The sequence below is a fragment of the Chryseobacterium sp. B21-037 genome (genome assembly GCF_028570785.1).
Lineage (GTDB): Bacteria > Bacteroidota > Bacteroidia > Flavobacteriales > Weeksellaceae > Chryseobacterium > Chryseobacterium proteolyticum.
Genome location: NZ_JALGCB010000001.1, coordinates 967,889 through 994,319, shown reverse-complemented (window position 1 = coordinate 994,319; position 26,431 = coordinate 967,889). Strand labels below are relative to the sequence as shown.

The following is a 26,431-nucleotide window of genomic DNA, read 5'->3' as shown; positions in this document are numbered from 1 at the left end:
ATTTATTTAATCTATAACCGATTCTAAATTTCCTTATATTTGATATAAACACGCAAAAGGTGGAAAATATTTACGGATTTACACATTATTCTTTTTTTACTGATATGTCTGAGCTGGCCGCAAAGCATAACAGTTATGATTTATCACTAGGGTTACCTGATTTTGATATTGATCACCGCCTCAAATATTACCTTAAAGAATCAGTTGATCTGATTCACCATCAGTACGAACCGCTTGCGGGTAGCCCGTCGCTTATAGAATCCATCATCAGGTTTAATGAAAAACGTAAAAATCCGATCCATCTGAAAAAGGAAGAGATCACCATAGTCCCTTGTACAACCTTTGCCTTATATACGGCTTTAAAAAGCATTATAAATCCCGGAGACGAAGTGATTATTATCCAGCCATCCTATTACACTTATGCTCCTTCTATTGTTCTCAATGGTGGTGTTCCTGTATATTATGATCTTGGAAATGATTTTGATATAGATTGGGATAAACTTCAATGCTGTTTATCGGAAAAGACCAAAGCAATCATTGTGAATTCTCCACAAAACCCCACCGGCAAAATATGGTCAGAACAGGATTGGAATCATCTTTATGATCTGATCAATCATCAGGAAATCTATCTTATATCGGAAGAAATCTACGACACCTATTGCTATGATGAACAGGAACATTACAGTTCCTTTTTACACAAAGAACTTAGAAAAAGGACGTTCTGCATTTTTTCCTTTGGTAAAATGTTCCATACAACAGGATGGAAAGTAAGCTATTTGCTTACGCCGGAACCTCTATCCTCTCAATTCAGATGTCATCAACAGTATATTTCCTATAGTGCCAATGGTCCTGCTCAATATGCTATTGCAAAATACCTTGAGGTTTTTGATCCCCTGGAAAACAAACTCCTGATGCAAAAGAAGAGAGATCTGTTCAATGAATTAATTAAAAATACGCCTTTAGTTGTTGAACAGCGGTCAGAAGGAAGTGTTTTTCAATTGGTTAACTTTAGAAACATCTCTAAAACCATGACTGATGTTGAATTTTCAAAGTGGCTGACCACAGAAAAACAGGTCGCATGCCTTCCTTTGTCAGCCTTTTATAATTCAAGGCAAAACTCTGATTATGTAAGATTTAGCTTTATTAAAAGCGATGATATGATCATCCGGGCGATGGAACATTTAAAAAAGAACCTGTAGCTAGATTGCTCCACATAAAAAAGCACCACAATTTGCGGTGCTTTTTGTAGATATTATTTTGAATTATAAAGAAAGGACCCTTACGTCAATCCTTCTGTTCTTTGCTTTACATTCATCGGTATCATTTTCTTCACAAACAGGGAATTGGGAACCATATCCCTCTGCTTCTACTCTATCTGAAGGTATACCCATTTCTAAAAGTTTCAGTTTAGCTGTTTGAGCCCTTAAGTTGGATAGTTTTTTATTACTGTCAGGATTTCCTGTATCATCTGTATAACCACCTAATTTTATCCTAAGACCCGGAAAAGCATTCAACAGTTCCGCTAAATTAGCCAGCTGAGCATCAGAACCCGCCTTAAGATCACTGGAACCACTTTCAAAATAAAGATTTTCAATTGTGTACCAATGATTAGGATCCAGAACAGATTGATTTTTGTTTTTTATGCTGTTATACATCTCAAACAGACGGCTGTTTTCTCCAAGTGAAATGGTTTTTCCATTGTTCAGCTTGATTTCCTTGATATTTCCGGTTTCATATACAAAATCTCCGTTTTCATTCAAATGTCCTTTGATTTCGGCTGGAGTTACAGTAATTCCAGAAACTCCAGGATCCATATTTTCAACACCTGAATGTGCACCGGCTTTGCTCAATAAATTTTCAATTGTCGCTTTTCTTTCAGCTTCAATCTTATCTTTATGTAAAGTGGCCAATGTAGGCGCAATCACCAAAGAAACAATAGACATTAATTTAATTAAAATATTCATCGATGGTCCGGAAGTATCTTTGAACGGATCCCCCACAGTATCACCGGTTACAGAAGCTTTATGAGGCTCTGAACCTTTATAATAAGTCTGACCGTTGATATCTACACCCTTTTCAAAAGATTTTTTGGCATTATCCCACGCACCTCCGGCATTATTCTGGAACATCCCCATCAGAACACCACATACCGTAGCTCCGGCTAAGAATCCACCCAATACTTCAGGACCAAAAATAAAACCTACTAATAAAGGAGATATAATCGCTATGGCTCCCGGAAGCATCATTTTTCTTATCGACGCATCCGTTGATATGGCAACACATTTTTCATATTCGGGTTCAGCAGTCCCTTCAAGAATTCCCGGGATCTCTCTAAACTGTCTCCTTACTTCTTCCACCATGGCCATTGCCGCCTGCCCCACCGCTGTGATTGCCAGTGACGAGAAAATAAAAGGGATCATTCCCCCTACAAATAAGCCGGCTAAAACATCAGCCCTGTATATATCGATTCCGTCAATTCCTGCAATTCCTACGAATGCCGCAAATAAAGCCAGGGCTGTTAATGCTGCAGAAGCGATAGCAAATCCTTTTCCTGTAGCTGCGGTGGTATTTCCTACAGCATCAAGAATATCTGTTTTCTCACGAACTTCTTTCGGGAGCTCGCTCATCTCAGCAATTCCTCCGGCATTATCAGCAATGGGTCCAAAGGCATCAATCGCTAACTGCATAGCTGTTGTCGCCATCATTCCGGCCGCTGCAATAGCCACTCCATAAAGACCGGCGCATAGATAAGATCCGTAAATACCTCCTGCCAAAACAATAATAGGAAGCAAAGTAGACTCCATTCCTACAGCAAGACCTCCGATAATATTCGTTGCGTGACCGGTCGAAGATTGTCTCACAATACTAGAAACCGGCCTTTTACCAATCGCTGTATAGAATTCAGTGATGATACTCATTAAAGTTCCTACCACCAATCCTACCATAATAGCCCCGAAAACACCCATTTTGGTAAATTCATGACCTCTTAATACCATTGTTTCAGGTAAAATATAAGTAACCAGGAAATAAGAAGCTACCGCAGTAATTACGATACTTCCCCAGTTTCCCAGATTCAATGCATTCTGCACACTGGAAGTTGAAGCTCCTTCATTGTCATTAATTCTGACAAATAAGGTCCCTATGATGGAAAAAATGATCCCGGTTCCTGCAATAAGCATCGGAAGCAGAATGGGAGCAAATCCCCCGAAAGAATCCACCGAAATTGTCTCTCTTCCCAGTACCATTGTTGCCAGAACAGTGGCTACGTAAGAACCAAATAAATCGGCTCCCATTCCTGCCACATCCCCTACATTATCTCCCACATTATCTGCAATGGTAGCCGGATTCCGGGGATCATCCTCAGGAATTCCTGCCTCCACTTTCCCTACAAGATCCGCCCCTACGTCGGCCGCTTTAGTATAAATACCGCCGCCCACTCTGGCAAACAATGCAATAGACTCTGCGCCTAAAGAAAACCCGGTAAGGATCTCAATCGTTTTTTCCATCTCATGAGAATCAACCGGAGCATCAGCAGCAAAGATCTGCTTAATGATCAGGAAAAGAGCTCCTAAGCCCAGAACGGCTAATCCTGCAACCCCCATTCCCATTACTGAACCTCCTGTAAATGAAACTTTTAAAGCTTTAGACAATGAAGTCTTCGCAGCTTCTGCAGTTCTCACATTGGCTTTGGTTGCTATTTTCATCCCAATAAAACCTGCAGAAGCAGAAAAAATAGCTCCTACCACAAAGGCAATCCCGATACTCCAGTGGGAATTAGAATTACTCATTCCCATTACGGCTAATAAGATCGCCACAACTACTACGAAATAAGTTAAAATCTTGTACTCGGCCTTTAGAAAAGCCATCGCACCGTCAGCGATATGCCCGCTGATAATTTTCATTTTTTCATTTCCGGCATTCTGTTTTTGCACCCAATTACTTTGTATAAAAGTGTATAGTAAAGCAATAACACCAAAAACCGGAATTAAATAGAACAAATCCATAGTTTATTATTTTTATATTAATAAATAGTAATTAGTTTTATAAATATAACAAAAATTCTTATGGTTTATTAAGACTAGGCCGATAATATATTTATTCGTAAATTTAAGAACACCACAAAAACACAATATTGTATGAAAGCATCAATTTATTTACTATTTTCAGTAGTTCTTATTGTTATCAGCTGTGCAGGAAGACCTCACAAAGAAAAAGCAGAAATTCTTTATTTTGGAGGAACAATTTTAACAATGGAAGATACACTTCCCCAGTCGGAGGCAGTAGTTTTAAAAAATGGTAAAATACTTTTCGCCGGAATAAAGGCAGAAGCTGAACGTTACACAGATGAAGGAACGAAGATCATCAATCTTGAGGGGAAAGTTTTACTTCCCGGTTTTATTGATGTTCACAGCCACCTCACTTCAAGAGCGGGGATGCTGCAGGCAATCGATCTGTTTCCTGAACCTTATGGTACGGTTAATTCCATTAAAGACCTTCAGAATACCATCAGAAAATACCTTAAAGACCATGCTATTCCTGCTAATCAACCGGTCATAGGCAATGGATATGATGATGCCATCATGACCGAACACCGACATCCGACCAGGGACGAACTGGATGCTATAAGCAAAATCAATCCTATTATTGTTATTCATACCTCAGGTCATGCAAGTGTAGCCAATACCGCCATGCTAAAGTTTTTAGGGATATCAGATTCTTCAAAAGATCCGGAAGGAGGCCATTACGGGCGAAATAAAAAAACAGGAAAGCTTAATGGAAAATTAGAAGAAAACGCAAGCTTTTCAGCGCTTCTTTCCCTTACAGAAAAAATGAGTAAACAAACAGGAAATGCTCAGGAGCAGGCCATGCAGAATCTTAAGAAAGCTCAGGATGAATGGCTCAGCTATGGCCAGACCACCATCTGTGACGGAAGGACAATGGGCGAAAGTGTGGCCCTTCTGGAAAAAGCGGCATCCGAACACGTTTTTAAAGCAGATGTTGTGTATTTTCCCGATTATGAGTATTTCAAAAAGGAGCTGAGTACCTTTAAGCCGAAATATATGAAATACAACAATCATTTAAAACTTGGCGGTTTTAAATTTTCAGATGACGGCTCGCCACAGGGAAAAACGGCCTGGCTTACCCAGCCTTATCTCGTTCCTCCCGAAGGCCAGTCAGCAGATTATAAAGGCTTTCCGATATTTTCTGACCAGGTCTTATACGATGATCTGAAAACTTTATTTCAAAACAATATCACCGCACAGCTTCATGTAAATGGTGATGCTGCTATTGATCAGGCCTTACGGGTGATCGGAAAACTGAAAGAGGAAAATATTTACAGGCCGGAACTCCGTGCTACCCTGATCCATGTTCAGAACAGCCGTCCGGATCATATTCAGAAAATTAAAGATATAGGGCTTATTCCTTCTTATTTTTCTACTCATGTATATTTATGGGGAGACTGGCATTATTCAAGCGTTTTCGGGCCGGAAAGGGCATCATTCATCAGTCCTGCAAATTCAGCGTTAAAAGCAGGAATTATCTTCACCATGCATCACGATGCTCCCGTTACGCCACCCGATTTGATTACAGCAATGTATTCTGCAGTGAACAGGAAAACCCGTTCCGGAAGGATCCTGGGTCCCAATGAACGAATAACCCCTCTTCAGGCATTAAAAGCCATCACGATTAATGCAGCTTATCAGCTTCAGGAAGAAGAAAGGAAAGGCTCAATCAAAGCTGGAAAGCTTGCTGATTTCGTCATATTAGATCAAAATCCATTAACCATTGATCCTGAACAAATCAGGAATATTAAAGTATTGGAAACGATTAAAGAAGGAGTTTCTGTTTATCAAAGAAAATAGGAGGTTCTTATAATACGATCAAGGGTTATATTTAATGACCGGAGGTCCTTTTCCTACTTCATTTAAATATAAAGGCAGATGAAAATTCATCTGCCTTATATATTGTGTTCCGAATGCTGTTTTATTTTAGCCCCCGAATTTTTCTGCGTAGTCTTTTTGCGATGCTTTTATTACTTTTCTTGCATGCTCTACTCCGTAAACTTCCTGGATTCTACATTTTGCAGGCTCATCCGGTAAGTTTTTGTATGTTAAGAAGTAATGCATCAATCTTCTTACTTCAGCTTCCGGTAATTCAGCGATATCCCTGAAATGTCCGAAAGCGTGATCACCTACCATTACAGCAACAATTTTATCATCTGCCTCACCTCCATCAATCATTTTGAAACCACCGATTGGAATAGCTTCCATCAACATTCCTCCTGAGTGGATGTTGTGTGAACTTAATACACAAATATCCAATGGGTCATGATCTCCCATTGTTACATCGTCAGCACCGCTTTCAACAGCAAGCTTCATAACTTCATTATGGCAATATGTTCTTGGCACAAAACCATACAAAGCAGGGATAATATTTGAAAATTTCTGAGGACGGTCTACTTTTAAATATCCAGTTTCCTTATCAACTTCATACTTAATCGTATCTGAAGGAACAATCTCCACAAATACATTTACAACATTTGGCGCATCTTCTCCTGCAGAAATTCCATGCCACGGATGTGCTTTAAAATTTGGAATCATTATTTATATTTTAATTTTTTTGTTATGATAATATTAAAACTTCTCTTCTTAAATCTTCTATGGTAACAGCAATATAATCTTCAGCATTCATGTAATTCATAATAAAAACCGTTTTAAATTCATTAAGATCGGCATTATTATTAAGACCTTCATACGTCTTATGAAGCAAATCTATAATTGCATTTTTACAATCGACAACATTCTTCCATGAATTTTTCGTTAAATAAAGCTGCTGAGAAGAATTGTACTCGAACTCTTCATTGATCGTTTTTTCTGTAAGAAAAATAAATTCATGAACTGCCAGATCCTTATCAAACCGCTGAACGATATTCGAAGGTTTGATCCTTTCCAGAAACAAGGTCATCCTTTCATATGAATGGCTCTTGTTCTCAGAATTTGATTTCACGGACAGAAGCTTTATTTCCTGGTTTTTAAGGGTAATATAGTTATGTACAAATTGTCTCAGCAAAACCAGAAAAGGAATTGCAATAATTAGAGCAAAAGCATACGGCAGATATTCTGAAAAACTTGTCATAATTCGATGTGCAAAATTACTAATAATTTACTATTCACTATGCAAGTTTAAAGCTTTTATTTTTTATTTTCCTATCAAAAAAATAGTGAAATAAACATAAATACCATTAATTTGTACTGTCAACCATCTTATAATTTATAATGTCTTTAAAAAACTACATTTCAAAGGTAATTTTCAATAAAAATATGAGCGGTACTCTGAAGACCTTTTTTACAATTATTGTGAATTCAAAAAGGTACAGTTCCAAATTCAGAAAGAACGATCTCAATTTTAATAACAATGAGACCTTTGTATATAATTTTAAGAAGAATAAAAAAGAATTCAGCCTGTATTTGAGGACCTTTAAAGGTGATATTGATATTTTCTACGAAATATTCTGGAAAGAAACCTATACCGATCATCTTAAATTCTTAAACAAAAGCCCTGAGATTATAGTTGATCTTGGTGCTCACATCGGAATGACCTCCATTTACCTGTCTCTGAAATATCCAAATGCTAAAATTTATGCAGTAGAAGCTTCCCGGGATAATTTTGAACTGCTAAAAGCTAATACGCAGTCATTTAAGAATATTATTTGTTTACATGCAGCAGCCTATTTTGAAGATGATACTTTACACTTTGGTGGAGATGAACTTTCTTACAATCAAAAAATATCTGAAACCGGTATTCTTACGGACGCTTTATCTATTGTAAGCATCATGAAAAATAATGGTATCCAAAATATTGATCTTCTTAAAATCGATATTGAAGGAGCGGAAGCTGAACTACTCAGCAAAAATAATTCATGGCTTCAAAATGTAGAGAATATAGTAATTGAAACTCACCCGCCTTATGATTCCATTACGTTAAACAGAGATCTGAGTCCATATCAATTTACCATAAAAAACCAGAGTAAAGATGTGTTTTTTGCATGCAAACCAGTCGGTTTATAATTCAAAAAGTGCGGGACGTTGGGTCACTTCATGATAGCAAACACTGTTTTCATCAAAATAATGATAAACAAGACTTTTGCGGGTTCTGCTTTTATCCAGGTGTGGTTCCCCTCCATGGAGAATGTTCGCATGCCATATTAAAAGATCTCCCTTTTTAGCTCGAAAAACCTCTTTCTTTAATCCCAGCTCCTGAACTTTATTTTCTAAAAACTCTTCATAAGCCTTATAACTTTTTTTACCGATTTTAAAGACACTTCCTTCATTATCATAATCAGAATTCAGGAAATAAGGTAATTGATGGCTTCCCGGAATATAGTGCAATGCTCCGTTATTTTCGTCTACATCTTCCAAAGCGATCCATACGCCCAATAATCCTCCCAGAGGATAGGTAGTCATGTGGATACTATCCGAATGTGTTTTTTGCTGGCTCCCGTTAATAAAATTGATACTCTGGAAAAGTTTGGCCTGCCCGTCCAGTAACACCGATAGAAAATCGAGAAACTCCTTATCATTACCAATACTTCTGATAATTTCCGAATGATGGATAGCAAACATCAGCTTACCGCCGTAACGGAATTTCAAAGTCCCGTCATTCATTAATTTTTCGATTTCAGCATTGATCTGGTCCACCGTTGAAGAATTAAGGTAATTTTTTAAGATCAGATATCCATTATCATTATAACTGGATGCACTTTCCTTATTTTCTTCCGATAGGCTTTTATAAAAATCCGTATTCATCATCTTTTCCTGATGCACTTCTCTTTGCTTGCAGGAAGATGCGAAAAATCTTTACTTGAAATACTTGAAAAGTAGTTCTTTTTCACACCATACTTTTTATAAAGCGGAATATTATGTTTTAATTTATTCTTATTGAAAAAATTATAAATAACGTAAGGTAATTTGTAATTTCGGATCTGCTTGAACATCGCTAAATAGGTTGTTAAAATAACCTCATAAAGGTACAAATAATATTTAGAACGAATCTAAATGAGATACAGGTCTTGTCATCTATTTTAATGTTGAGAATTTTCCTTTAATAATTAATCTCACTAAATTCTCAGCCAAAGATTTCACAGAACTCTGCAGAACCCCATAAGGTCTTAATTCCGGACGGAATCCTCTGAAAAACTCTTCAATATTAGGTAGCTCTCCTCCTTCAAAATCAAATATTTTACTTTCAATATGATTCCTGATTGCATGATCGATGAGAACGGATGCGCCAGAAATTTTTACATGTTCTTTATCGTTAAATGTTCCAAGTAAGGCAACAGTACCTAAATCTTCATAAAGCGCAATTATATTAATGATCTGATCTTTAAAATAAAAAGCTGAAAATTTAATTTTACCCAGCTTATAAAATACTTCAAAAATCCTTAAAAAGCCGTTAAGATCACCTTCTTTATCAAGTCCAAGCATATTGGCCGAAATAAAACTTCGGGCCTCTTCAAAGCTTACATTTTTAATCAGGGAATTCTCCAGTACGTTTTCGTCAAGCCTTAACTTCCTTTTCCTTTTAGGTGAATATTTGGCATATACCCTTTCGTATGCATCAGGTAGAATAAGGAAATTTTTTCTCAATGGTATTGTAGATTGAAACTGATTACAATCATTGAACTGGTAAATTCTTATCAGATAGTTTTCCTGTAAAAATTCCAAAAACGCCTGGTTGATTGAAACATCATCTTTCTTTGAAAAAACGCCTAGCTGCTGACAAAGCATAGGATTGTGAACAATTTTTATTCCGTATTTTTTTACGTACGGAACCGGCATTACTGCTTCATAATCATTGTAAACAAGCAATTCCCATTTATCCAGGGACGTGATATCTAAAAAAGTTTTAGAAGCTGAATATTTCCTTTGTTCAGAGCCTTCCAGGCATTGGGTATATTTTTTAAAATCAATTTCAGGGTATCGTACTCTCTTAATCATAATAATCCTTCGTCTGAGAAACTAAAATATGCATTCTGGGTTATTATTAAATGGTCCAAAAGCTGGATGCTTAAAAACCTTCCCGCTTCCTTTATCTTTTGGGTTATGGTGAGATCTTCACGGCTGGGTTTTAAACTTCCGGAAGGATGATTATGTGCTATAATTACACCTGTAGAAAAATTATCCAGCGCAGTTTTGAAAAGAACCCGTACATCAACGATAGATTGACTGATCCCCCCCTGTGTCAGCTGTGAAATATGGGTAACTTTGTTACTTTGGTTAAGGAACAGTGCCCAGAATTCTTCAGTCCTTAAATCCGATAAATGATTTTTAAAAATGACATAAGCATCATTACTATTCGAAATAACCGGCTTGTCTGAGATTTCCTGCCGGGCACGTCTGCGTCCTATTTCAAGAGAGGTAGCAATTGACAGTGCTTTTACTTCACCTATCCCTTTAAACTTCATAAGCTCTTTAACGGATAGCAAACTGAGTTCATTCCAGTTATTATTAACAGATGATAAAATCTTTCTGGCTAATTCCAGGGCAGATTCATCTTTATTTCCACTTCCCATTACAATGGCCAATAATTCAGAATCGGAAAGTGAATCTTTACCTTTTCGTAAAAATTTTTCCCGTGGCCTGTCATCCTCAGCAAGAAATTTAATGGACATAATTGAAGTTTAAATTAAAAGTACAAAGTACGAATTTTTAATAAAAAGCATACAATATTACCGGTAGTTTAGATGAATCAATAAAGCGGGCGGTTTGTTGAAAAGCACCAGACGATAACATCGGACAGCCAAGGCTCAGACAAGCAGGCGTTTGTGATTCTTTATCCGGTATGCATCCGTATGAATGAATAACAATAGCTCTGCCCATTGCATTATTATTGCTTGAATCAAGACCGTTTAACCGGTAAGATTTCCCGAACTTCCCTATATAACTTTCTTTGATTTCAAATTTCCCCAAGGAAGACTGAAAAGAGCCTTCAGTATTACTAAAGCTAAGGACGTCCGTGTTTTTATTAACGGAACCACTTCCATGAGAAACAATAGCCTGCTGAAGTATTGTATTATTTTTCAGGTCGTAAACAAAATAACGGTATTTACCGGAGTGGATTTTATAATTAATGAATATAGCGAGGTCTTGATTATAACTTTTCCCGGCTAAGAATCTTTTAATTTCGATGATCTTTGCTTCCGGCAAATTAGAGTTGATCTGTGACTTAAAGCCCACAAAAATAAATAATACCAGAAAAAAGAACATCCTTTTTTGCATGATTGAAGCAAACTATTCTATAATCATTCCATCTTTCATCACCAGCTTACGGTCTGTAATCTCCGCAAGATTGGGATTATGGGTTACAATGACAAAGGTCTGATTGTATTTATCCCTAAGATCAAAAAATAAACGATGCAGATCATCCGCATTTTTTGAATCAAGATTCCCCGTTGGTTCATCAGCAAAAATAGTTTTGGGAGAATTGATAAGTGCCCTTGCTACCGCTACCCTTTGTGCTTCTCCACCAGATAACTGGTTCGGCTTATGATGCAATCTCTGTTCAATTCTTAGATCTTCAAATAGCGCATAAGCTTTTTCCAGCGCTTCTTTTTCATTTGCTCCTGCAATTTTGGTAGGTAACAAAACATTTTCCAGTGCTGTGAATTCAGGAAGCAACTGATGGAACTGAAATACGAAACCAATATTCTGGTTTCTGAATTTAGAAAGCTGCTTATCTGTCATATTGATAAATGACTCGCCAGCCAATGTAATTTCGGTGTCGTAAAGTTTTGAATTAGTAGGTGAATCCAATGTTCCCAAAATCTGTAATAGAGTAGATTTTCCGGCTCCGGACTCTCCCACAATAGAAATTACTTCCCCGGTTTTGATATGAATATCAACCCCTTTTAACACTTCTAAATTTCCATAAGATTTATGGATATTTCTTGCTATAATCATGTTTCAAAAATAGTGAATATAAATAAAACTCTAATGATCTTACATTAATTTTTTAATGATTGAAATTCTATTGAATTACAAGATCTACAAACAAAAAACCTCTCGTAACGAGAGGTTTTTATCTATATCATCCGGATTTGTTACAGTAATAAAGTCAAAGGACTTTCCAGATATGTTTTTAAAGTCTGTAAGAATTGAGCTCCTGTAGCACCATCTACTACTCTGTGGTCACATGCTAAAGATAGCTTCATAATGTTTCCAACTACAATTTCTCCGTTTTTAACAATTGGTTTTTCAATGATTGCTCCAACAGAAAGGATTGCAGAGTTCGGTTGGTTGATGATACTTGTAAATGTTTCAATTCCGAACATTCCAAGGTTAGAGATAGAGAATGTAGAACCTTCCATTTCATTTGCTTTTAAGCCTTTAGATTTAGCTCTTGAAGCCATATCTTTCACAGCCGCAGAAATCTGATTGTAGTTCATCTGGTCTGTATTCTTAAGAACAGGAACTACCAAGCCATCAGGAATCGCAACGGCTACTCCGATATTGATGTTTCCTCTGTGAATGATCTTATCACCTGCCCAGCTTGAATTTACCTGCGGATGTTTTCTTAACGCAACAGCTGTTGCTTTAATGATCATATCATTGAAAGAGATCTTCGTGTCTGGTAAGGAATTGATTTCTTTTCTTGCCTCAATTGCTTTATCCATATTGATCTCTACCATCAGGTAATAGTGAGGTGCAGAGAACTTACTTTCTGCTAGACGTTTTGCAATTATGCTTCTTACCTGAGAGTTTGGAGTTTCCGTATCTTCTCCCTGAACAAAATTTAAAGCAACCTGAGCTGCAGGACTTGCCGTCGGAGCAGATGCTGCGGGCTTAGCCTGAGAAGGCTGATAATTTTCTATATCTTTTTTTACAATTCTTCCGTTTTCTCCGGAACCTTGTACACCATGGATATCCACCCCTTTTTCCTGAGCAATTTTCTTAGCCAAAGGAGAAATAGCAATTCTATCCGTAGATGATGAACTCACCGCCTGAGCAGCTTGTTTATCTTCTGCCTTCACTTCGGATTTTTGTTCAGCTGGTTTTTCTGAAACAGCACCCGATGATTTTGCAGCACCTACTCCTGAAACATCTGTTCCCGCAGGTCCTATAATCGCCAATACCGAATCTACCGGAGCTGCTCCGTTTTCTTCGACACCTTGCTTTAATAATACCCCGTTGAATTCAGATTCAAAATCCTGAACAGCCTTGTCAGTTTCGATCTCCGCAAGAAGATCTCCTTCTTTTACGGTATCTCCTACGTTTTTATGCCATTTCGCTACCTTTCCTTCTGTCATTGTATCAGAAAGTCTTGGCATTGTAATCACTTCCACTCCTGCAGGAACTTCAGAAGAAGCTTGTTCTACACTCGTTTCTTTATTTTCGGTTTTAACCTCTTCTTCGGATTTTTTCTCTTCAGATCCTCCCGCTGCCGGAGCGCTTCCTCCTTTTAATGAGGATATATCTTCACCTTCATTACCAATGATTGCAAGAACAGAATCTACAGCTGCAGCACCGCCTTCTTCTACACCTACGTACAAAAGGGTTCCTTCTATCTCAGATTCGAAATCCTGAACAGCTTTATCTGTTTCAATTTCAGCTAAAATATCTCCTTCTTTTACTTTATCTCCAACTTTTTTATGCCATTTCGCCACTTTCCCCTCCGTCATTGTGTCGGAAAGACGAGGCATTGTAATTACTTCTGCCATAATTTTTTAATATGATAATGAATTAATTTGATAATTTGATAATGAAAGGGATATGATAATAACTCCCGGTCATCATCATATGATCTCCTATTATGTTTAGTTTTCCAGTTTATCTACGAATGGGAAATCTTCCTGTGCATATACATACTCATAGATTTTTTCCGCGGTTGGATATGGGGAATTTTCCATAAATTCCACACATTCGTCAACAAAATCTCTGGATTTATTTTCAATAGTTTCCAATTCTGCTTCTGTAGCCCAGTTATTCGCAAGGATTCTTTCTTTTACCAATTCGATTGGATCATCTTTTTTATGGATAGATACTTCTTCCTTGGATCTGTACGGCTCAGCATCCGACATCGAGTGACCTCTGTAACGGTATGTTCTTGCTTCAATGAATGTAGGCCCATCTCCTCTTCTTGCTCTTTCTATAGCTTCATAAGCTGCCTCAGCCACTTTTTCAGGATCCATTGCATCTACTGCAAGACAAGGCATTTCATATCCTAATCCTAATTTGTAGATATCTTCATGGTTGGCAGTTCTTTTTACAGAAGTTCCCATCGCATACTGGTTGTTTTCTACCACAAATACTACCGGAAGCTTCCAGTTCATTGCCATGTTAAATGTCTCATGTAATGATCCCTGTCTTGCTGCTCCATCTCCAAAGAAACAGATATTTACAGCTTTTCTGTCAAAATACTTATCAGCGAAAGCAATACCAGCTCCCAAAGGAATTTGTCCTCCTACAATACCGTGACCTCCGTAAAAACGGTGTTCCTTACTAAAAATATGCATAGATCCACCCATACCTCCGGATGTACCTGTAGCCTTTCCGCAAAGTTCCGCCATAATTCTTTTAGGGTCTACTCCCATTGCCATTGGATGAATATGACATCTGTAAGCAGTAATCATACTATCTTTGGTTAAATCCATTGCATGGGTAAATCCGGCTGGAATAGCTTCCTGACCGTTATACAAATGTAAAAAACCTCTGATTTTTTGTTTTAGATAAAGAGAACGGCATTTGTCTTCAAACCTTCTCCACATTGTCATATCTTCATACCACTTAAGGTATACCTCTTTAGAAAATTCTTTCATGTGCTAGCTCTTGCTTATTTATTATGAAATAGTTGAGCAAAATTATAAAAAAAACTTTGTTTTTATTGTATACATACCAATTGTTTTTTTACTTATAATGTTATATTTGAGTTTTTAATTTAAACATGGAAGAAAAACAAACATCCGCATTGCATAAAATCTCCAGAATTATCTCAGAATTTTTCAGTCCGCTGGTATCTTTATTTTTATTCTTTGTTTATAAAAGTGTTCATGAATATTCCCTTAAAGACTCAGTTACTTACTTTCTTCCTATTTTACTTATCATTATAATTCCTATTATTATCTGGCTGATCTGGAATGTAAAGACCGGACGATATACCAATATGGATGTTTCAAACAGGGTTCAGAGGAAGACATTTTATATTTTTGCTGCAATTGCTGTGATTGCCTATTTACTTTTTCACTATATCAAATATGGCTCACTGGATTTTCTAATGCTTTTTATCCTTATTCTCCTTTTTTCCTTACAGATAAGTAATTTTTTTATTAAAAGCTCTATGCATACGGCCTTCAATGTTTTTGTCGCCGGCTTATTTTATGCCATTAGTTGGAAAATGGGACTTTTATGGCTGGGAATAGCTGTTCTTGTGGGAATTACAAGAGTAATATTAAAGAGGCATACTATAAAAGAAGTATTTATGGGTGCAGCAATAGCATTTTTAATTTCTTTTCTTTATCTTTATTGCAGTATACACTTTCAACATTAGAATATCTTATGAAAATAAATCATCTTACAACTGCAGAAGAAAACTTAATGAAGCTATTTTGGAAGCTCGATTCATTCTACCTGAAAGATGTTATGGAGCAGCATCCGGAACCAAAACCACACCAGAATACTGTATCCACTTACCTAAAGATCCTTGTTGAAAAGGGATATCTTTCTACACAGAAAGAAGGCAGGATTTTTAAATATTCAGTCACCATACCCTATGAACATTATAAAAAGTTTTTATTAAAAGAACTTTCGCATAACTTCTTTCATGATTCGGGAAAAGAGATCTTACAATTCCTATTGAATGAAAAATTAATATCACAGGATGATTTAAAAGAGTATTTCGATCTTAAAATTGAAATAAAACCGGTAAAAACCAAAATACCGAAGCTGGAGATTGCCAATGAGATCCTTAATCCCAAAAAGGATAAGAAAAACAGGGATAAAAAGAAAAAGAAGAAAAAAGATTAGCCCCCGAAGAAGGCATATTTATAAATAAGTAAAACAGTATCGTATAAATTTATTTATATTGATTAATTAACAAGGAACACGAAATAAAAAGACATAAAAAAAGCGGCTTAAAAGCCGCTTATATTTTTTACCAACGATTTCCGCCGCCGTTTCCACCACGGTTGTTACCACCGCCGTATCCACCGCCTCTGTTGTTTCCATAACCACCACTTCTGTTGTTATCGAAACTTCTTCTTGGCTTCTCCTCTCTTGGTTTAGCTTCTGAAACGTTAAGTGTTTTTCCGTTAAATTCTTTTGCGTTTAATGCTTCAATAGCTTGCTTTCCTTCTTCTTCTCCCATTTCTATGAAACCAAAACCTCTGGAACGTCCAGTTTCCTTGTCTGTAATGATTTTAGCAGAAGATACTTCTCCAAATTCTGCGAATAAATCTTGTAATTCGTACTCTTTAGTTGAGTAATTGATGTTTGAAACAAAAATGTTCATTGTTAAATAAAATTATAATAATTAATAAAAATTTGGTATATAAAAGAAAAGCAACATATATTAAATGAACAAATATTGATTCCAAATATAAACGTTCGCAAGATACAATTTAAAATTTCAAATCAAAGCGTTTTTACAAGTATTTTATCACCCACATTTGATCTATTTACAAAAATTATCGTAAAACAATATTTTATATATGTATATCAATAATATCATAAGCAATATTTGGGAAAATTAAATATTTTTTAACACTAGATCTTATAGTAAAATGACACTTATATAGCAACAAATACTATTAAATTACTAAAATTTAAATTAAAACCACATCTATTTAAGCTTATCATTGAATATTTTTTAATAAACACAACTACATATTTTTAAAATACTATATATCAAATGATTAAATAAAACGGAAATAATAAAAAATGAAAAAAGATGATATGATGAGTTTGATATTGCGAAATGATGAAATTTTCTGATCGAGAAAATAAATATTTCTCTTTTGATAACTAAATCCTATTCGTTTGATTAAGCCAGTTTTTAGCGCTAAATTTGTGGGGCAAATTATTAAGGTATGAACTATCACACTAGAAAATGGGTAAAACCCGAAGATCTGAATCCTAATCATTCACTTTTTGGAGGCAGGTTATTACAATGGATCGATGAAGAAGCTGCTCTCTATGCTATCATTCAGTTAGAAAACACAAAAGTAGTTACGAAGTTCATTTCGGAAATCAACTTCGTTAGTTCTGCCAAACAGGGAGATATTGTTGAAATCGGGATTGAAGTAACAGCATTCGGTTCGAGTTCTATTACATTGCGATGCGAGGTACGAAATAAAATGACGCATCAAACCATTATCACGGTAGATAAAATTGTAATGGTCAATCTAGGTGAAGACGGAAATCCTCTTCCTCATGGTAAAACACAGGTTGAATTCGTAAAGGACCGATTAAATAACCAGCTATGAAAATTTTCATCAAAAATATGGTCTGCGGCAGGTGCATTTCTGCCGTTTCTTCTATTTTTAATGATTTTGGGATCGGAATACAATCCATACAACTTGGGGAAGTGGAAACGGAATCAGATATTTCAGATCATGATATGCGTTTCATTGAAACAGAATTGGAAAAAACAGGTTTTGAAAGAATAAAGGATTCCTCCCATCAACTTGTTGAGAAAATCAAAAATCTCATTATTACCAAAATCAGCGAACTTGATATTGATGAAGACTTTTTATTATCAGAATTTCTGGCTTCAAAAATACATAAGGATTACAGTTCCCTTTCAAAAACCTTTTCCCAAAATGAGAATATTACTTTGGAGCAGTTTTTCATCCTTCAAAAGATAGAGAAGGTAAAGGAGCTTCTTTTGTATAACGAATTTACCTTAACGGAAATTGCAGGAAAGCTTGGTTATAAAAGTGTACAGCATTTATCCTCACAATTCAGAAACAGCACAGGATTCACCCCTACTGAGTTTAAAAAACTGAAAGTCCATAACAGAAAACCGCTTGACAGTTTTTGAATGAAGTATCAGAGAGTATGGGATTAATTAGAGCTTATTTGTTTGACGGTTTAAGCATATAATTGGAGATGATAAAATAGCCTTTAAGCAGATAAATGCTTAAGTACTACAAGATAATAAAATCCCAAATAACTCAATATTACTCCATTATTCAATACCCTAACACCCTCCGACTCTCAAACATCCAAATACCCGATTTCCCAAATTCTATAACTATTATCCTTAAATTTATAACATACATTATTTTCCTTTACGGAATTTTGTATCATAATTTAAGATCATGGAACAACAATATAAAATACTCGGAATGAGCTGTTCCGGTTGTCAGAAAAAAATCTCTGAAAAGCTAAATTCAATCGAGGGTATTACAGCAGATATCAGTCTGGAAAATAATCTTGCAACTATTATCTCAGATACTGCAATTAACCTTAATACGCTAAACAAGGCTTTAGCCGAGATTGGCTATTATCAGCTGGAAGATCAGACGCAGCCGGAAAAAGCTTTCATTAAACCTCAGGATCGTGTTTCTCCATCTTCAGTTTACTATTGTCCTATGGAATGCGAGGGAGATAAAGTATACTTCAAACAGGGAGAACGATGCCCGGTTTGTCATATGTACCTTGTTCCTATTGAAGAAAAGCAGGCTAAGGACCCTAATTACAAACCGGCCTATTCTTCCAAACATTTGCCGGAAAACTTCAAAGACCATATTGGAAAATATTATTGTCCGATGTTTTGTGAAGGAGATAAAATATATGATGAAAAAGGCGACTGTCCGGTTTGTCATATGCACCTGGAAGAAATTACACAAGAGCTTGTTAATAATTCATCATCAGAACATACCCATCAACATTCTCATTCTCATTCTCATTCACAAACCCACCATCATCATGAAGCTCCTAAAGTTACGGATGATATGGCTGGAAGATACTATTGCCCGATGTATTGCGAAGGAGACAAAACTTATGACAGCAACGTAGGGTGTCCTGTCTGTGGGATGGATCTTGTAAAATATCCTGAGAAAAAGACCGCAAAATATACCTGCCCTATGCATCCTGAAATTATACAGGACGAGCCTGGAAGCTGTCCCATATGCGGAATGGATCTCGTAAGAATGCCTGATACTGGAGGGGAAGAAGATGATGAAACCTATAATATATTAAAAAGGAAATTCATTATTTCATTGCTATTTACCGTTCCCGTATTTATTCTTTCTATGGGAGGTATGCTGATTAATTTCCCGTTCTCTCATCAGATTCAGGGTTTTATTGAGCTGGCTTTAACACTTCCTGTGCTTTTCTATTCTGGGTGGTTTTTAATGAAAAGAGGCTGGGTTTCATTTAAAACATGGAATCTGAACATGTTCAGTCTGATTGCCCTGGGAGTTTCTGCAGCATTTATTTTCAGTATTGTCTCTCTTCTTTTTCCGGATATCATCCCACATGAAATCCGCGGTCACAATCATGAGATCCCGCTTTATTTTGAGGCGGTCTGTGTCATTCTTACGCTGGTTATCCTGGGACAACTCATGGAAGCCGCTGCTCATAAAAAAACTGGAAATGCAATCAGGGAGCTGATGAATCTTTCACCGGATGAAGCCAACCTGATCGTAAATGGAGAAGAAAAAAGGGTTCTTCTTTCTCAAGTAAAGATCGGTGATTTTTTAAAGGTAAAGCCCGGAGAAAAGATACCGGTAGACGGAAAAATAACGGAAGGCAACTCTATTGTTGATGAAAGTATGATCACCGGAGAACCGATTCCTGTAGAAAAAAATATGGATGATAAGGTCTCATCAGGAACAATCAACGGGAATCAGGTTTTTATTATGAAAGCTGAAAAAGTTGGTGATGAAACCCTATTGTCCCAGATCATCAAAATGGTGAATGAAGCAAGTCGTAGTAAAGCACCTATTCAAAAATTAACCGATAAAGTTTCAAAAATCTTTGTACCGACGGTTATCCTTATTGCCGCTTTAACATTTGTTGGATGGCAATTCTTCGGGCCCGAAGGTAAAAGAAGTTTGTTTGCTTTCGTCAATGCTGTAGCTGTACTTATTGTGGCCTGTCCTTGTGCATTAGGTCTTGCTACTCCAATGTCTTTGATGGTTGGAATCGGAAAAGGGGCTAAAAACGGCATCCTGATTAAAAATGCCGAAGCTCTGGAACAAATGAACAAAGTAAATGTTCTTATTACGGACAAAACAGGAACTCTTACCGAAGGGAAACCATCTGTAGAACACATTGAAACAGTGGATAACGGAAATCAGGATCAGATTTTAAAATTAGCCTATTCATTGAATCAGAATTCAGAACACCCTCTGTCTAACGCAGTCATTAAAAAAGCTAAGGATCAAAAAATCTCTTCCGCGAAGGTGGAAAAGTTTGAAAACATATCCGGAAAAGGGGTAAAAGGAATCATCGATGGAAAAACGGTGTATGTTGGAAACGAAAATCTCCTGACCTCTCATCAGATTGCCATTCCTGATAGTTTAAAACAGAAGGCAATTGAAGTTCAGTCCAAAGCGCATACGATTTCATATATTGCCGAGGATCATAATGTTTTAGGGTTCATAAGCTTTAGGGATAAAATCAAAGAAAGTTCTAAAAAGGCCGTTGAGCTCTTAATGAAAGAAGGTCTGGATATCGTGATGATGACCGGCGATAATGAACATACAGCTAAAGCTGTAGCGGATGAGCTGGGTATCATACACTACAAAGCCAATTGCTTACCTGAAGATAAATTAAATGAAGTTAAAAAACTTCAGAAAGAAGGAAAAATTGTCGCAATGACAGGTGATGGAATCAACGACTCTCCTGCTTTGGCACAATCCGACATCGGAATTGCTATGGGAACAGGGACGGATGTCGCTATTGAGAGTGCAGAGATTACTTTATTAAAAGGAGATATCATAGGTGTAGCCAAAGCTAAGCTTCTGAGTGAAAAACTATTGAAGAATATTAAGGAAAACCTCTTTTTTGCTTTTATCTATAATGTATTAGGAGTTCCTATTGCGGCAGGATTATTGTATCCTTTTTTTGGAATTCTGTTATCTCCGATGATTGCAGCCGCAGCCATGAGTTTCAGCTCTTTATCGGTGATTCTTAATTCATTAAGATTAAACGCTGTCGATCTCGACGTTAAATAATCAAATTTTCCTCCGGATTCCAGGTTTATAGATCAAATCCGGAGGAACTTTATAAAACCATGAAAAAAGAAATGTATCATATCGGTTGCTCAGGATTCTATAATAATGATTGGAAAGGCTCTCTATATCCACAAGATGCATCTGCGAAAAATTTCCTTACGCTCTATTCTCAAGAATTCAATGCTGTGGAAATTAATTCTACCTTTTATAGAAAACCGACTCTGAAAACTCTTGTAAAATGGTTTGATGAAACTCCTGAAGAATTCAGGTTTTTTATTAAAATCCCCAAAACGATTTCCCACGAAAAAAGAATGAAAGATTGTAAGGACGAGATCGAAATCTTTTGCCGTCACATCCATGAGGAATTAAAAAATAAGCTATCCGGATTTTTATATCAGTTTCCCCCTTCTTTCAAAAATACTCCCGAAAACCTTGATTTGGTACTAACACATCCGGACTTTGATTTCATAAATGTAATGGAATTTAGACATATTTCATGGTGGACTGATGAAGTCTTAAAGGCTTTAAAGCAAAAAAACATTATTTTTTCCGGTGTCAGTTTTCCCGGAAACCTTCCGGAAGACTTAATGAGTAATCATCCTGAAATCATTTATTATAGACTTCATGGAAAGCCTATTCTCTACAAATCTGAGTACACTCACGAATTTCTCAATCATTTAACCGAAAAAATAAAAAAATCACAAAGAAAGCGTTTATATTTTTCAATAACACCTGGGGAACTGCCGCGATAAAAAACGGGCTGTATCTGAAAAAGATATTATCTTGAAAACCCTTTACAATTAATAGATTAAAATATTATTAAAACTTATTTTTTTGTAAAAATTGGCATGCATATTGTTAACATCTATTTGTAAATTTTAACGATAATTAACATTTAATCTCCAATTTTTTTATGAAAAACCTTTTTGCGGAAAAGTCGCGAAACCTGACTTTTCTTGGGATGTTTGCATTGGTGAGTGCAACTTCAGTTTTATTCAACAGCTGTAATGAGAAAAAAGACGCGAAAGATTCTGAAAAGATGATTTCCAAAGACCATCCCGTCGCAAAAATAGTCACCGAATTGGAGGATGACGAAACCCCGACAGACAAAAGAGTTATTTATCTTACTTTTGATGATGGTCCTAATCGCGGGACCGAAAACCTTCTGAAAGTTTTACGCAAAAGAAATGTATGTGCTACTGCATTTATAGTGGGAAAACACAGCTATGACAGCAACAGACAAAAGAATGATATGGAACTGCTGAAAGCAGACCCATTGATTGAACTGGCTAATCATAGTTTTTCGCATGCCCACAACAAATATTCCAGTTTTTATAAAAATCCGGAAGCAGTTGTTCATGATTTTGACAGAGCAAAGGACAGTCTTACACTGCACAATAAAATCGCCAGAACTCCGGGCAGAAATATCTGGAGGCTCAACAACATCAATGTTACGGATATTAAAAGTTCTTCGCTGGCAGCCGATCATTTAAAAAAGGCAGGATATAAAGTAATCGGCTGGGATCTGGAATGGAAGCCCACAAACAGAATGGTCCTTAAAGGAAGTCACGAAGCCATGTTGAAAAAAGTAGACAGCATCTTTTTTAATGACCTTGAAAAAACATCAAGACATTTGGTGTTCCTTACCCATGATCAGTATCTTTCGGATACCGATTCAATTAATGAGCTCGATCTGTTTATTGAAAAACTACAGAAGACCAATCGCTTTGTATTCAGAAAGATTTCCGCTTATCCTAAAATCAATGAAGTTTTAAATTAAAACATGAAACAAGGCTCATTCTGAAATTTCATGGCAAAAAAGTAACTCAGACCTATTTAAAATTTTATAAAATCATTAGCTTTTTGCTATAAGAATTCAGAAATTTGCAATTATGAATATTAAAGAAAATTACAACAATATAAAGGGACAGCTTTCCGAAGGAGTTCAATTGGTAGCCGTTTCAAAAACCCATCCTGTTTCAGCTATTCAGGAGGTTTATGACCTGGGACAGAAAGTTTTCGGTGAAAATAAAGTCCAGGAGCTTATGGAGAAATATCCTCTGCTTCCGAAAGATATTCAATGGCACCTTATCGGGCATCTGCAAACGAATAAGGTAAAATATATTGCTGAATTTATCGACACGATCCAGAGTGTGGATTCTGAAAAAGTATTGCTAGAGATCAATAAAGAAGCAGGAAAACATAACCGAAAAATTAAGGTTCTTCTGCAGGTAAAAATCGCTGCTGAAGACAGTAAATTCGGTCTTGAAATATCGGAAGCCAGAGAGCTCTTCCAAAGATACATCAATGGTGAATTTGCTAATATTCACATTACCGGACTTATGGGGATGGCTACATTCACTGACGATCAGCAACAGGTAAAAAAGGAATTTTTAACCTTAAAAAAAGTTTTTGATGAATTAAATCAATTAAAAAAACTGGATACCTTATCAATGGGAATGAGTGATGATTTCCCTATTGCCATTGAATGCGGGGCAAATTCCGTACGGGTTGGCTCTGCAATTTTCGGGCGAAGAGATTATTCTAAATAAAGTATTTAGGTATAGTTTTTGCTAATAATTCAATCAAAAAATCTAAATTTGCAACTATGCAAAAAATCCTTATAGTAGAAGACGAAAAAGCAATCTCAGGAGTACTGCACAGTATTCTGTCTGATGAACTTACCAATTATGAATTTGTAGTAGCCGAAGATGGTTTAGAGGGTTACAAACACCTGGAAAAAGAAGATTTCGCATTAGTGATTTCCGATATAAAGATGCCAAAACTTTCAGGAACAGAGCTTTTGAAGCAGACTTTGGTGTTAAAACCCGAAACTACTTTTATTATGATCTCAGGGCATGCAGATATTGATTCTGCTGTTTCTTGCTTAAAGGATGGAGCATATGATTTCATTTCTAAGCCTATCGATATCAACAGACTGATCACCAGTGTTAAAAATGCCTTAGCGAAAGAAACCCTGAAAAAGGAAAATAAGACGCTACAGAGTGAAAATAAAACACTTAAAAGAAAAGTCAACAAAAAATACCAAATGATCGGTGAATCTCCTGCATTACAGAAGATTCAGGATATGATCGAAAAAGTAGCTGTTTCTGATGCAAGAGTTCTTATTACCGGGCCTAACGGTGCAGGTAAAGAGCTGGTAGCGCATGCTATTCACAATCAAAGTGAACGGGCAAAGGGACCTATGATCGAAGTAAACTGTGCGGCGATCCCATCAGAACTGATCGAATCCGAACTTTTCGGACACGTAAAGGGTTCTTTTACCGGAGCTATCAAAGATAAGCAGGGAAAATTCGAACAGGCAACAGGAGGTACTATCTTCTTGGATGAAATCGGAGATATGAGCCTTATTGCACAGGCAAAGGTTTTAAGAGCACTTCAGGAAAGCAAAGTTTCTCCTGTAGGAAGCGACAAAGAAATAAAAGTTGATGTAAGGGTTCTTGCTGCCACGAATAAAAATATGCAGAAAGAAATTGAAGAGGGGAAATTCAGAGAAGACCTTTACCACAGGTTATCTGTAATTGAAATCTATGTACCTCCGTTGGATGAAAGAAAAGAAGATATCAAATTATTGGTAGAACATTTCTCAGGAATGATTTCGGATGAACATGGTACAGCCGTGAAAAAATTTGATGATGAAGCGATTGAAGCGCTTAAAGCCCTTTCATGGACTGGAAATATCAGAGAATTAAGAAATGTTGTGGAAAGATTAATTATTCTAGGTGGAAGCACAGTTTCCAAGGAGGATGTTGCAAATTTTGTAAGAAAATAATTTAATTATAAACTAAATAAATTATAAAAAATTTGCAGTAGTAACACTGCAAATTTTTTTTTGTTAAAACTATGAGCTTTTTAAATAAAAACTATACCAAAGAATGCCTTACTTTGGCGCTACCCGTAATGCTAACGCAGGTAGGGCAAGTATCTGTTAACTTATTCGACAATATTATTGTCGGAAAACTATTAGGCGCAGATGCTTTAGCTTCCGTTTCTCTAGGAAATGCCGTATTTTTCTCGACATTTGTACTGGCACTGGGATTCTCTTTTGCGATCCCTCCCCTTGTTTCGGAAGCACATTCAAGACACGACCATGAAAGAATTAATTCCGTATTCAGCCATGGATTTGTGATCAATATGACTGTAGGAATCATTTTAATGGCAGTCCTGTTACTGGGATTACCTCTACTCTATCATTCGGGACAGCCTGCGAAGATCGTTCCTGATACAGTTCATTTTTTGGGAATTATGGCGATCAGTATGATCCCCTTTATGGCGTTTCAGACCTTGAGAGAGGTTTCTGAAGGGCTATCCTACACGATTGGTGTGACCAAAGCAACCATTATTGCAAACGTTATTAATATTGTTTTAAATTACGTTTTTATCAAGGGCCTTTTCGGATTACCTCCGATGGGAGTAAAAGGATCTGCTTTGGCCAGTTTGATCGCCCGGATTTTTATGGTGGTTTTTCTTTACTTCGTTTTGTTAAAAGAAGAAAGAACAAGACGCTATATCAAAGATTTTTCATTAAAGATCCATGTGTTCTCCAGAAGTATGTTCGATAAAATGGTAAAATTAGGACTACCAACAGCTTTGCAAATGTTCTTTGAAGTAACTGCCTTCGCGGGAGCCGCTTTCATCTGTGGATTGATTTCAGCTCACGATATTGCCTCTCACCAGATTGCATTAAGCATGGCCTCGTTTACCTTTAATTTATGTGTAGGATTCAGTGTAGCCTCTACCGTAATGATCGGAAGGAAGATGGGTGAACAAAATTATGTAGAGCTGAGAAAAGTTGGGCTTAATAATTTAAAAATTGCCTTTATCTTTATGTGCATCTGTGGAATTGTATTTATTCTGGGTAGAAATATTCTCCCAACATTCTTCACCAAAAAAGAAGAAGTTGAAGTGATAACACTGGCCTCAAAACTAATGATTATCGCAGCATTATTCCAGTTATCTGATGGAATTCAGGTTACAGCATTGGGGATGCTTAGAGGAATACAGGATGTGAAAATCCCTTCTATTTACACTTTTATAGCATACTGGGTGATTACCGTTCCATTGGGCTACTTATTGTGTGTTACACTAAATATGGGAGCATTCGGAATGTGGATTGCTTTAGGATTGGGATTAACCATTTCTGCGATCTTCCTGGTCAAACGTTTTTTAAATATGTCTGCAAAGAAAATCAGGCAGAATGCATCCATATAAAAAAAGCGGTCTTGTCAGACC

24 protein-coding genes are annotated in these 26,431 nt (G+C 36.5%); 13 read left to right on the top strand and 11 right to left on the bottom strand.

Translation table 11 applies throughout. The features are described from left to right. Nucleotides 1–59 precede the first annotated feature (59 nt). Complete coding sequence (locus MTQ00_RS04185; RefSeq protein WP_273647851.1) at nt 60–1,199, top strand: aminotransferase class I/II-fold pyridoxal phosphate-dependent enzyme; 1,140 nt, start codon at nt 60–62, stop codon at nt 1,197–1,199. A gap of 63 nt (nt 1,200–1,262) precedes the next feature. On the opposite strand, the gene MTQ00_RS04180 is transcribed toward MTQ00_RS04185, so the two are convergent. Then, nucleotides 1,263–4,004 carry a sodium-translocating pyrophosphatase gene (locus MTQ00_RS04180; protein ID WP_172283198.1) on the bottom strand — a complete coding sequence of 914 codons (2,742 nt, stop codon included), beginning with the start codon at nt 4,002–4,004 and terminating at the stop codon, nt 1,263–1,265. A gap of 132 nt (nt 4,005–4,136) precedes the next feature. Here MTQ00_RS04180 and MTQ00_RS04175 point away from each other — a divergent pair, with 132 nt between their 5' ends. Continuing rightward, nucleotides 4,137–5,864 carry an amidohydrolase gene (locus tag MTQ00_RS04175; protein WP_273647850.1) on the top strand — a complete coding sequence of 576 codons (1,728 nt, stop codon included), beginning with the start codon at nt 4,137–4,139 and terminating at the stop codon, nt 5,862–5,864. 126 nt (nt 5,865–5,990) lie between these two features. Here MTQ00_RS04175 and MTQ00_RS04170 read toward each other — a convergent pair whose 3' ends face one another. Continuing rightward, complete coding sequence (locus tag MTQ00_RS04170; protein WP_172283200.1) at nt 5,991–6,602, bottom strand: inorganic pyrophosphatase; 612 nt, start codon at nt 6,600–6,602, stop codon at nt 5,991–5,993. Between the two features lie 22 nt (nt 6,603–6,624). Continuing rightward, nucleotides 6,625–7,137, bottom strand: a complete 513-nt coding sequence (locus MTQ00_RS04165; protein WP_273647849.1) for a DUF7935 family protein — start codon at nt 7,135–7,137, stop codon at nt 6,625–6,627. Nucleotides 7,138–7,322: 185 nt separating this feature from the next. On the opposite strand from MTQ00_RS04165, the gene MTQ00_RS04160 reads away from it, so the two are divergent. Beyond that, entirely contained in the window at nt 7,323–8,069 is a 747-nt protein-coding gene (locus MTQ00_RS04160; RefSeq protein WP_273647848.1) for an FkbM family methyltransferase, read from the top strand. On the opposite strand, the gene MTQ00_RS04155 is transcribed toward MTQ00_RS04160, so the two are convergent. From MTQ00_RS04155 to pdhA, 7 genes are all read right to left on the bottom strand, one after another. Next, nucleotides 8,064–8,810: a phytanoyl-CoA dioxygenase family protein gene (locus tag MTQ00_RS04155; protein WP_273647847.1), complete on the bottom strand. Its 747-nt coding sequence runs from the start codon at nt 8,808–8,810 to the stop codon at nt 8,064–8,066. The two genes, MTQ00_RS04160 and MTQ00_RS04155, sit on opposite strands and share 6 nt — an antisense overlap. 267 nt (nt 8,811–9,077) lie before the next feature. Then, on the bottom strand, nt 9,078–9,998 hold the full coding sequence (locus tag MTQ00_RS04150) for a hypothetical protein (protein ID WP_273647846.1): 921 nt from the start codon (nt 9,996–9,998) through the stop codon (nt 9,078–9,080). After that, nucleotides 9,995–10,672 (bottom strand): RadC family protein, encoded by a 678-nt coding sequence (radC, locus tag MTQ00_RS04145; protein ID WP_273647845.1) that lies wholly within the window; start codon nt 10,670–10,672, stop codon nt 9,995–9,997. The genes MTQ00_RS04150 and radC overlap by 4 nt, the downstream gene beginning before the upstream one ends. Before the next feature lie 37 nt (nt 10,673–10,709). After that, a complete protein-coding gene (locus MTQ00_RS04140; protein WP_273647844.1) occupies nt 10,710–11,279 on the bottom strand; it encodes a murein L,D-transpeptidase catalytic domain-containing protein in 570 nt (189 codons plus the stop codon). Nucleotides 11,280–11,291: 12 nt separating this feature from the next. After that, nucleotides 11,292–11,960: an ABC transporter ATP-binding protein gene (locus tag MTQ00_RS04135; RefSeq protein ID WP_172283214.1), complete on the bottom strand. Its 669-nt coding sequence runs from the start codon at nt 11,958–11,960 to the stop codon at nt 11,292–11,294. A gap of 140 nt (nt 11,961–12,100) precedes the next feature. Beyond that, nucleotides 12,101–13,717 (bottom strand): pyruvate dehydrogenase complex dihydrolipoamide acetyltransferase, encoded by a 1,617-nt coding sequence (locus MTQ00_RS04130; RefSeq protein ID WP_273647843.1) that lies wholly within the window; start codon nt 13,715–13,717, stop codon nt 12,101–12,103. Nucleotides 13,718–13,813: 96 nt separating this feature from the next. Continuing rightward, nucleotides 13,814–14,815, bottom strand: coding sequence for a pyruvate dehydrogenase (acetyl-transferring) E1 component subunit alpha (gene pdhA / locus MTQ00_RS04125; protein WP_172283218.1), 1,002 nt, complete (start codon nt 14,813–14,815; stop codon nt 13,814–13,816). A 125-nt stretch (nt 14,816–14,940) separates the two neighbouring features. On the opposite strand from pdhA, the gene MTQ00_RS04120 reads away from it, so the two are divergent. Further along, nucleotides 14,941–15,543 (top strand): phosphatase PAP2 family protein, encoded by a 603-nt coding sequence (locus MTQ00_RS04120; protein ID WP_273647842.1) that lies wholly within the window; start codon nt 14,941–14,943, stop codon nt 15,541–15,543. 8 nt (nt 15,544–15,551) lie between these two features. Beyond that, nucleotides 15,552–16,019 (top strand): BlaI/MecI/CopY family transcriptional regulator, encoded by a 468-nt coding sequence (locus tag MTQ00_RS04115; protein WP_172283222.1) that lies wholly within the window; start codon nt 15,552–15,554, stop codon nt 16,017–16,019. A 127-nt stretch (nt 16,020–16,146) separates the two neighbouring features. Here the strand turns inward: MTQ00_RS04115 and MTQ00_RS04110 are convergent, their stop codons facing one another. Continuing rightward, nucleotides 16,147–16,503 carry an RNA recognition motif domain-containing protein gene (locus tag MTQ00_RS04110; RefSeq protein ID WP_172283224.1) on the bottom strand — a complete coding sequence of 119 codons (357 nt, stop codon included), beginning with the start codon at nt 16,501–16,503 and terminating at the stop codon, nt 16,147–16,149. A gap of 577 nt (nt 16,504–17,080) precedes the next feature. Between MTQ00_RS04110 and MTQ00_RS04105 the strand changes: the two genes are divergently transcribed. The 8 genes from MTQ00_RS04105 (at nt 17,081) to MTQ00_RS04070 (ending at nt 26,410) form a co-directional block, all read left to right on the top strand. Further along, nucleotides 17,081–17,476, top strand: a complete 396-nt coding sequence (locus tag MTQ00_RS04105) for an acyl-CoA thioesterase (protein ID WP_172283226.1) — start codon at nt 17,081–17,083, stop codon at nt 17,474–17,476. Beyond that, complete coding sequence (locus MTQ00_RS04100; protein WP_273647841.1) at nt 17,473–18,033, top strand: helix-turn-helix domain-containing protein; 561 nt, start codon at nt 17,473–17,475, stop codon at nt 18,031–18,033. Before MTQ00_RS04105 ends, MTQ00_RS04100 begins: the two co-directional genes overlap by 4 nt. 280 nt (nt 18,034–18,313) lie before the next feature. Continuing rightward, entirely contained in the window at nt 18,314–21,178 is a 2,865-nt protein-coding gene (locus tag MTQ00_RS04095) for a heavy metal translocating P-type ATPase (RefSeq protein ID WP_273647840.1), read from the top strand. A 59-nt stretch (nt 21,179–21,237) separates the two neighbouring features. Beyond that, complete coding sequence (locus tag MTQ00_RS04090; RefSeq protein WP_273647839.1) at nt 21,238–21,930, top strand: DUF72 domain-containing protein; 693 nt, start codon at nt 21,238–21,240, stop codon at nt 21,928–21,930. A gap of 161 nt (nt 21,931–22,091) precedes the next feature. Continuing rightward, the gene (locus MTQ00_RS04085; RefSeq protein ID WP_273647838.1) at nt 22,092–22,958 is read left to right on the top strand and encodes a polysaccharide deacetylase family protein; all 867 of its coding nucleotides are present in this window, start codon (nt 22,092–22,094) and stop codon (nt 22,956–22,958) included. Nucleotides 22,959–23,070: 112 nt separating this feature from the next. Beyond that, nucleotides 23,071–23,730 (top strand): YggS family pyridoxal phosphate-dependent enzyme, encoded by a 660-nt coding sequence (locus tag MTQ00_RS04080; RefSeq protein WP_273647837.1) that lies wholly within the window; start codon nt 23,071–23,073, stop codon nt 23,728–23,730. Between the two features lie 56 nt (nt 23,731–23,786). Further along, nucleotides 23,787–24,971: a sigma-54-dependent transcriptional regulator gene (locus tag MTQ00_RS04075; protein ID WP_172283238.1), complete on the top strand. Its 1,185-nt coding sequence runs from the start codon at nt 23,787–23,789 to the stop codon at nt 24,969–24,971. Between the two features lie 71 nt (nt 24,972–25,042). Then, complete coding sequence (locus tag MTQ00_RS04070) at nt 25,043–26,410, top strand: MATE family efflux transporter (protein WP_273647836.1); 1,368 nt, start codon at nt 25,043–25,045, stop codon at nt 26,408–26,410. Nucleotides 26,411–26,431 lie beyond the last annotated feature (21 nt).

Bases quoted from the DNA above. Each gene is read 5' to 3' on its own strand.
- MTQ00_RS04180 (WP_172283198.1), bottom strand. From the start codon at position 4,004: ATGGATTTGTTCTATTTAATTCCGGTTTTTGGTGTTATTGCTTTACTA.
- MTQ00_RS04175 (WP_273647850.1), top strand. From the start codon at position 4,137: ATGAAAGCATCAATTTATTTACTATTTTCAGTAGTTCTTATTGTTATC.
- MTQ00_RS04170 (WP_172283200.1), bottom strand. From the start codon at position 6,602: ATGATTCCAAATTTTAAAGCACATCCGTGGCATGGAATTTCTGCAGGA.
- MTQ00_RS04165 (WP_273647849.1), bottom strand. From the start codon at position 7,137: ATGACAAGTTTTTCAGAATATCTGCCGTATGCTTTTGCTCTAATTATT.
- MTQ00_RS04160 (WP_273647848.1), top strand. From the start codon at position 7,323: ATGAGCGGTACTCTGAAGACCTTTTTTACAATTATTGTGAATTCAAAA.
- MTQ00_RS04155 (WP_273647847.1), bottom strand. From the start codon at position 8,810: ATGATGAATACGGATTTTTATAAAAGCCTATCGGAAGAAAATAAGGAA.
- MTQ00_RS04150 (WP_273647846.1), bottom strand. From the start codon at position 9,998: ATGATTAAGAGAGTACGATACCCTGAAATTGATTTTAAAAAATATACC.
- radC (WP_273647845.1), bottom strand. From the start codon at position 10,672: ATGTCCATTAAATTTCTTGCTGAGGATGACAGGCCACGGGAAAAATTT.
- MTQ00_RS04140 (WP_273647844.1), bottom strand. From the start codon at position 11,279: ATGCAAAAAAGGATGTTCTTTTTTCTGGTATTATTTATTTTTGTGGGC.
- MTQ00_RS04135 (WP_172283214.1), bottom strand. From the start codon at position 11,960: ATGATTATAGCAAGAAATATCCATAAATCTTATGGAAATTTAGAAGTG.
- MTQ00_RS04130 (WP_273647843.1), bottom strand. From the start codon at position 13,717: ATGGCAGAAGTAATTACAATGCCTCGTCTTTCCGACACAATGACGGAG.
- pdhA (WP_172283218.1), bottom strand. From the start codon at position 14,815: ATGAAAGAATTTTCTAAAGAGGTATACCTTAAGTGGTATGAAGATATG.
- MTQ00_RS04120 (WP_273647842.1), top strand. From the start codon at position 14,941: ATGGAAGAAAAACAAACATCCGCATTGCATAAAATCTCCAGAATTATC.
- MTQ00_RS04115 (WP_172283222.1), top strand. From the start codon at position 15,552: ATGAAAATAAATCATCTTACAACTGCAGAAGAAAACTTAATGAAGCTA.
- MTQ00_RS04110 (WP_172283224.1), bottom strand. From the start codon at position 16,503: ATGAACATTTTTGTTTCAAACATCAATTACTCAACTAAAGAGTACGAA.
- MTQ00_RS04105 (WP_172283226.1), top strand. From the start codon at position 17,081: ATGAACTATCACACTAGAAAATGGGTAAAACCCGAAGATCTGAATCCT.
- MTQ00_RS04100 (WP_273647841.1), top strand. From the start codon at position 17,473: ATGAAAATTTTCATCAAAAATATGGTCTGCGGCAGGTGCATTTCTGCC.
- MTQ00_RS04095 (WP_273647840.1), top strand. From the start codon at position 18,314: ATGGAACAACAATATAAAATACTCGGAATGAGCTGTTCCGGTTGTCAG.
- MTQ00_RS04090 (WP_273647839.1), top strand. From the start codon at position 21,238: ATGAAAAAAGAAATGTATCATATCGGTTGCTCAGGATTCTATAATAAT.
- MTQ00_RS04085 (WP_273647838.1), top strand. From the start codon at position 22,092: ATGAAAAACCTTTTTGCGGAAAAGTCGCGAAACCTGACTTTTCTTGGG.
- MTQ00_RS04080 (WP_273647837.1), top strand. From the start codon at position 23,071: ATGAATATTAAAGAAAATTACAACAATATAAAGGGACAGCTTTCCGAA.
- MTQ00_RS04075 (WP_172283238.1), top strand. From the start codon at position 23,787: ATGCAAAAAATCCTTATAGTAGAAGACGAAAAAGCAATCTCAGGAGTA.
- MTQ00_RS04070 (WP_273647836.1), top strand. From the start codon at position 25,043: ATGAGCTTTTTAAATAAAAACTATACCAAAGAATGCCTTACTTTGGCG.